The sequence below is a fragment of the Cloacibacillus sp. genome (genome assembly GCA_036655895.1).
Classification (GTDB): Bacteria; Synergistota; Synergistia; order Synergistales; family Synergistaceae; genus JAVVPF01.
In genome coordinates, this window is record JAVVPF010000069.1 from 259 (window position 1) to 5,068 (window position 4,810).

Below are 4,810 nucleotides of genomic sequence, written 5' to 3' on the forward strand. Positions count from 1 at the left end.
ACAGCCTGCAGTGCTTCATGGGCGGGCTGGGCGGCATGTGCGCGACGCGCCCTATGGCGGTAGCCTTCGGATTTTTTGGCTGGAGGCCGGTTTTTGTAGCTCTTGCTTTTTTCTGCCTTGCGATTTCTGCGCTCATTTGGTTTTCCGTGCCGAAGTATGCCGCGCAGGCTAAGACGCGGCACGTCGGTTTTATGAAACTTCTTTTGCAGATGTTTTCTTATTTCAAAGACCGGCGCTTCTGGGACGCGGCGGCAATTTCTACATGCGCTCAGGCCGTAATGTTCTCCTTTTTGTATCTGTGGATAGCGCCGTGGATGCACGACGTAGCCGGCATGGAAAGCCGTGAGGCGGAGTTTTATATGATGCTTGCCTTTTTCGGCACGGCGCTTGGATATCTGCTGAACGGCATTCTGGCCGATTTTTTAAAAAGACGCGCGGGGCTTTCATGGGAGCGTCTTTATCTTCTCTCCGGCCTTTTGCTGACGATCCTGCTTGGCCTCATCTGCGCCATAAACGGCAGGGCCGCAGCGCCTCTTTGGGGCGTCGTCATGTTCCTCTGTAATATGACGATGATATCTTTTCCCATAATGCGTACACTATACGCGGAAAACGAAGTGGGGCGCGTGTTGTCGCTGCTTAATTTCACAATATTTTTATGTTCGTTTTTAGCTCAGTGGTTCATTGGCGCGGTGCTTGAATGCTATCCTGTGACGCGGGCCGGTTTTTCGCCCGCCGGTTATCAGGCGGCCATCGCCGTCATAGTAGCGCTGAACGCGGCCGGCGTCCTCTGGTATGCTTATTCTATGAAGAGGACGAAAACTGCGTAATTTAAATTTGTAAGGGGGTAACTTGCGGATGTCGAAAATTTATCACATCACCGCGGACGAGGTTCGGAAAAAGGTCTGCGAGCTTGCGCTCATGGCGAACATGTATCTGCCCGAGGACGTATCTTGCGCTCTGCGTGAGGCTAAGGCCGCCGAGCGTTCGCCTCTTGCGCGTTCCGTATACGATGAGATCATAAAGAACGCGGAGCTTGCGGCGCAGAAGTATATGCCTATATGTCAGGACTGCGGTATGGCGGTGCTTTTTATCAACATAGGTCAGGACCTGCACGTGGAGGGCGGAGACGTCGAAGCCGCCGTAAACGACGGGGTGCGCGACGCCTATAAGAGCGGCTCGCTGCGCAAGTCAGTCGTGGCCGACCCTCTCATAGACCGCGTGAACACGGGAGACAACACTCCGGCCGTTATCCACTGGCGGATAGTGCCGGGGCATTCTCTTGATATAGCTATAACGCCGAAGGGCATGGGCAGCGAGAACATGAGCCGCATCTATATGCTGAAGCCGGCGGACGGTGCGGAGGGCGTCATAAAAGCGGTGGTTGAGACGGTGCGCCTTGCCGGTTCAAACCCGTGCCCGCCCATAGTTATCGGGGTAGGCATCGGCGGCAACTTTGAAACAGCTCCGCTTGCGGCAAAGAGCGCGCTTCTGCGGCGCTGCGGAGAGCGAAATCCTACCCCGGCCTACGCCGAGATGGAGGAAAAAATAATCAATGAGGTGAACAGGCTCTGCATCGGCCCCGCCGGCATCGGCGGAACCGTCACAGCTATTGATGCGCGCATAGAGGCGCGTCCCACTCACATAGCGGGAATGCCTGTCGCTGTGAATCTCTGCTGCCACGCGCTGCGCCACGCGCGTGGGACGCTTGACGGGAGATGCGAAAATGAGTGAGATAAAAAAGGTGACTCTGCCGCTTGACGACGATACGGCGGCCTCTTTGCGCGCAGGCGACATAGTTTTGCTTACGGGAAAGATTCTTGTCGGGCGCGACGCGGCCCACAAAAGAATTGCGGCAGCCCTGGCCGCCGGCGGCGCGCCGCCCTTTTCCATTGAAAATGAAATTATCTATTACGCGGGGCCGGCTCCTACTCCGCCCGGCGCAGTAATCGGCCCTATCGGCCCTACGACGAGCGGCAGGATGGACCCCTATACGCCTCTTCTTTTGTCGAAAGGGCTTCGCGGCATGATAGGCAAGGGGATGAGAAGCGGCGAGGTGCTTGAGGCCATCCGCCAGTACAAGGCCGTCTATTTCGGCGCCACAGGCGGTACGGCGGTGCTTCTTGCCGATTCCGTAAAGGCGTCGGAGAAGGTGGCATACGAAGATTTGGGCCCCGAGGCCGTGCTGCGCCTTACGGTTTGTGATATGCCGCTTGTCGTGCTTGCCGACTGCCACGGCGGAAACCTCTATGAAAGCGGCCCCGAAGAGGTAAGAAAAACATTTTTACAGCCCGGCGTATAGTGGTTTTTTGAAGCGCCGGCGCGCGTGTAAAATATGAATGGACGCGGCTATGCCCTCTTTTATCCGAAAGAGGGCCTTTTTATTGTATAATTTAGCTGGAATTGGGTGGGAACCTTTCTTCTTTGTTTTATATTAAAATTGCGGCGCGCACGAAGCGGCGCACCCTTTGCGGCGGTTCCCGTTTCCCGCAAATTTTATAATAAAGGGCTGATTATAAATGTCAAAGAGACAGCCTCTGATTTGGAACGCGCTTACGATATTCAGAAAGACCGTCTGCGCGCTGCCGCACGAAAGGGCCGTAGCGCTTGGCGGTTCTCTCGGAAGGCTTGTGGAAAGATTTACAAAGAAAAAATCGGCCGAAGCGCAGGCCCGCTGCGCGCGGATATTGGGACTCTCCGACGAACGCGCAAAGGAGATAGTGCGCGGGGTCTACGACCATTTCGGGCGCGCCGCAACGGAATTTGCGCGGATGCCGCTTATGGCGCCGGTAATGACGGAACTGGTCAAAACGGACGGCTACGAATATCTTGAGGCTGCCTTTAAAGAGGGCAGGGGAGTGCTGCTTGCGACGGCGCATATAGGCAACTGGGAATACGCGGCCTGTATGCTTGCGCAGCGTGGGCTGCCGATAAACGCACTGGGGGCCGATCAGCGCGACGACAGGATAACAGAGCTCATCCGCGAGCTTCGCGAGGCCGGAGGCGTGCACGCGCTGGGCAAGGCGAACGATTTGAAGGCGATGATAAAGGCGCTTCAGGCGGGAGAGATAATAGCTGTGCCGATAGACCAAGACGCGCGGCGTTCCGGCGTTCTTTCGCCCTTTTTAGGCTCGCCGGCAAGCACGCCGGTAGGCCCGGCGAAGCTTGCCTCAAAGATAGGATGCGCAGTCATTCCCTGTTATTCGTTCCGCAACGCAGACGGCGTCACCTTTACGACGAAATTTCTGCCTCCCATGAGGGGACGCAGCGGAGAACCGTTCGGCGAGAATGTTCAGACGAGCATGGACGACCTGAACGCAGTACTTACGAAGGGCATACTTGAACATCCGGCGCAGTGGATGTGGATGTATCCGCGCTGGGAATCGGTGGAACGGGGCTGCTTTGATGAATGCGGGGATTGACCCCGGGAAGTGGAAAATAGGCGTCGCCTTCGCGGAGGATGAGACGCTGCTTTTTTCCGCGATCGTACCGGCCGGCGAGATAGAAACTTTATACGAAGCCTTCGCCTCCAGCCGCTGGAGCCTGTTAAAACGATTCGCCGCGGAGGGCGCGCCGGAAAACCTTATAGGGCATGAGCTTTCCTCTATATTCATTGGAGACGGCACGTCGTCCTCTAAATTTCGCGAGGCCTTCCCTGTGCCGCACACAGCGGTGAATGAGTACGGCACGACGCTTGCCGCGCGCGGTATATACTGGCGGCTCCACGCGCCATCAGGCCTATGGCGGCTCGTTCCGCTTTCGATGCGGACGCCGCCGCGAAACGTCGACGACCTTGCCGCCTACGCCATAATACTTCGCGCGCAGGGCGGCGCTTAGATCACTTTTACGCCGATGCCGTACTGACTGAACTCTTCGCTTAAGCTGCGGCAGAGCGCGGTCATTGTTGCTCTAAACATCCCGGTGGTGGCGTTTTCGGCCTCGAGCGGGAGCGCCACGATGATCTCAGCTTCTGGCTGGCCCATCATGTAAGGTATCGCGCACTTGCAGAGATTAAAAAAACCGGCTGCGGCCTCCATGTGGGACGCAAATTCATCCTCAGGCAGGTCGAGGAAAAGCTGGGCGGACGATGAAAGCGCCGGCGCAAAGAGCATCTTTTCAAAGCCGCCGAGCTTCTCCGCGGCGTCAATGACGCCCGTTGCGGCCGCCTCAAGCGTCATCGACGCCGCAGCGGAAAAACCACAGACGCTGTATGCCGCGCCAAACGCGCCGCGTAAATCAGCCGCCTCGTGCGCCGCCGCTGTAAAATATATCTCAGAGCCCTCTGGCGCTGCGCTTATGATGTCGCTTGCGCGCGCTACCGAGGCGCATGGAATAAAATATTTAGCCATCCGCGTCAGTTCTCTGTCTGCTGCGCCCGTTTCTTTTTCGGTTCGGCCTTTGGCTCGGCCGCAAGAGGCTGCTGCATCTCAAGTTTTTTCAAAACGTCGCGGTATCCGTCCGCGCCGTATTCGACAAATTTCTTGACGCGGCTGATGGTGGCGGTGCTTGCGCCCGTCGCCTGCACTATCTGGGGGTACGAAAGCCCTTTCAGAAGCAGGTGCGCCACCTGGAGGCGCTGCGAGAAGGCCTTTATCTCTGAAAAGGTGGCCACATCCTCAAGGAAACGGTAGGCTTCGTCACGGTCTGTTATCGCGACAATACAATCGCACAGTTGATCGGTATATTCATCTTTCCATTGGCTCGACATCTATATGCCTCCATATATTTAAGGATATTAAAACGTTACTTCATGACTGTATTAAAATGATACGCCATCTGACCCAAAAGTCAAGCTAATGTAATATGTTAAAGC

The 4,810-nt window shown here is 56.3% G+C and carries 7 protein-coding genes; 5 read left to right on the top strand and 2 right to left on the bottom strand.

Annotated elements, in window-relative coordinates; genetic code table 11:
* The 5 genes from RRY12_12460 to RRY12_12480 form a co-directional block, all read left to right on the top strand.
* Positions 1 to 827: MFS transporter (locus tag RRY12_12460; protein ID MEG2185485.1), on the top strand; the 827-nt coding region annotated here is incomplete at its 5' end.
* Between the two features lie 28 nt (positions 828 to 855).
* Positions 856 to 1,731, top strand: coding sequence for a fumarate hydratase (locus RRY12_12465; GenBank protein MEG2185486.1), 876 nt, complete (start codon positions 856 to 858; stop codon positions 1,729 to 1,731).
* Positions 1,724 to 2,299: a FumA C-terminus/TtdB family hydratase beta subunit gene (locus tag RRY12_12470; GenBank protein MEG2185487.1), complete on the top strand. Its 576-nt coding sequence runs from the start codon at positions 1,724 to 1,726 to the stop codon at positions 2,297 to 2,299. The genes RRY12_12465 and RRY12_12470 overlap by 8 nt, the downstream gene beginning before the upstream one ends.
* A 217-nt stretch (positions 2,300 to 2,516) precedes the next feature.
* Positions 2,517 to 3,419 (top strand): lysophospholipid acyltransferase family protein, encoded by a 903-nt coding sequence (locus RRY12_12475; GenBank protein MEG2185488.1) that lies wholly within the window; start codon positions 2,517 to 2,519, stop codon positions 3,417 to 3,419.
* Complete coding sequence (locus tag RRY12_12480; GenBank protein ID MEG2185489.1) at positions 3,403 to 3,834, top strand: hypothetical protein; 432 nt, start codon at positions 3,403 to 3,405, stop codon at positions 3,832 to 3,834. The genes RRY12_12475 and RRY12_12480 overlap by 17 nt, the downstream gene beginning before the upstream one ends.
* Here the strand turns inward: RRY12_12480 and RRY12_12485 are convergent.
* Positions 3,831 to 4,346, bottom strand: coding sequence for a hypothetical protein (locus RRY12_12485; protein ID MEG2185490.1), 516 nt, complete (start codon positions 4,344 to 4,346; stop codon positions 3,831 to 3,833). The genes RRY12_12480 and RRY12_12485 overlap by 4 nt on opposite strands.
* Positions 4,347 to 4,351: 5 nt before the next feature.
* Positions 4,352 to 4,705, bottom strand: a complete 354-nt coding sequence (locus RRY12_12490) for a YerC/YecD family TrpR-related protein (protein MEG2185491.1) — start codon at positions 4,703 to 4,705, stop codon at positions 4,352 to 4,354.
* Positions 4,706 to 4,810 lie beyond the last annotated feature (105 nt).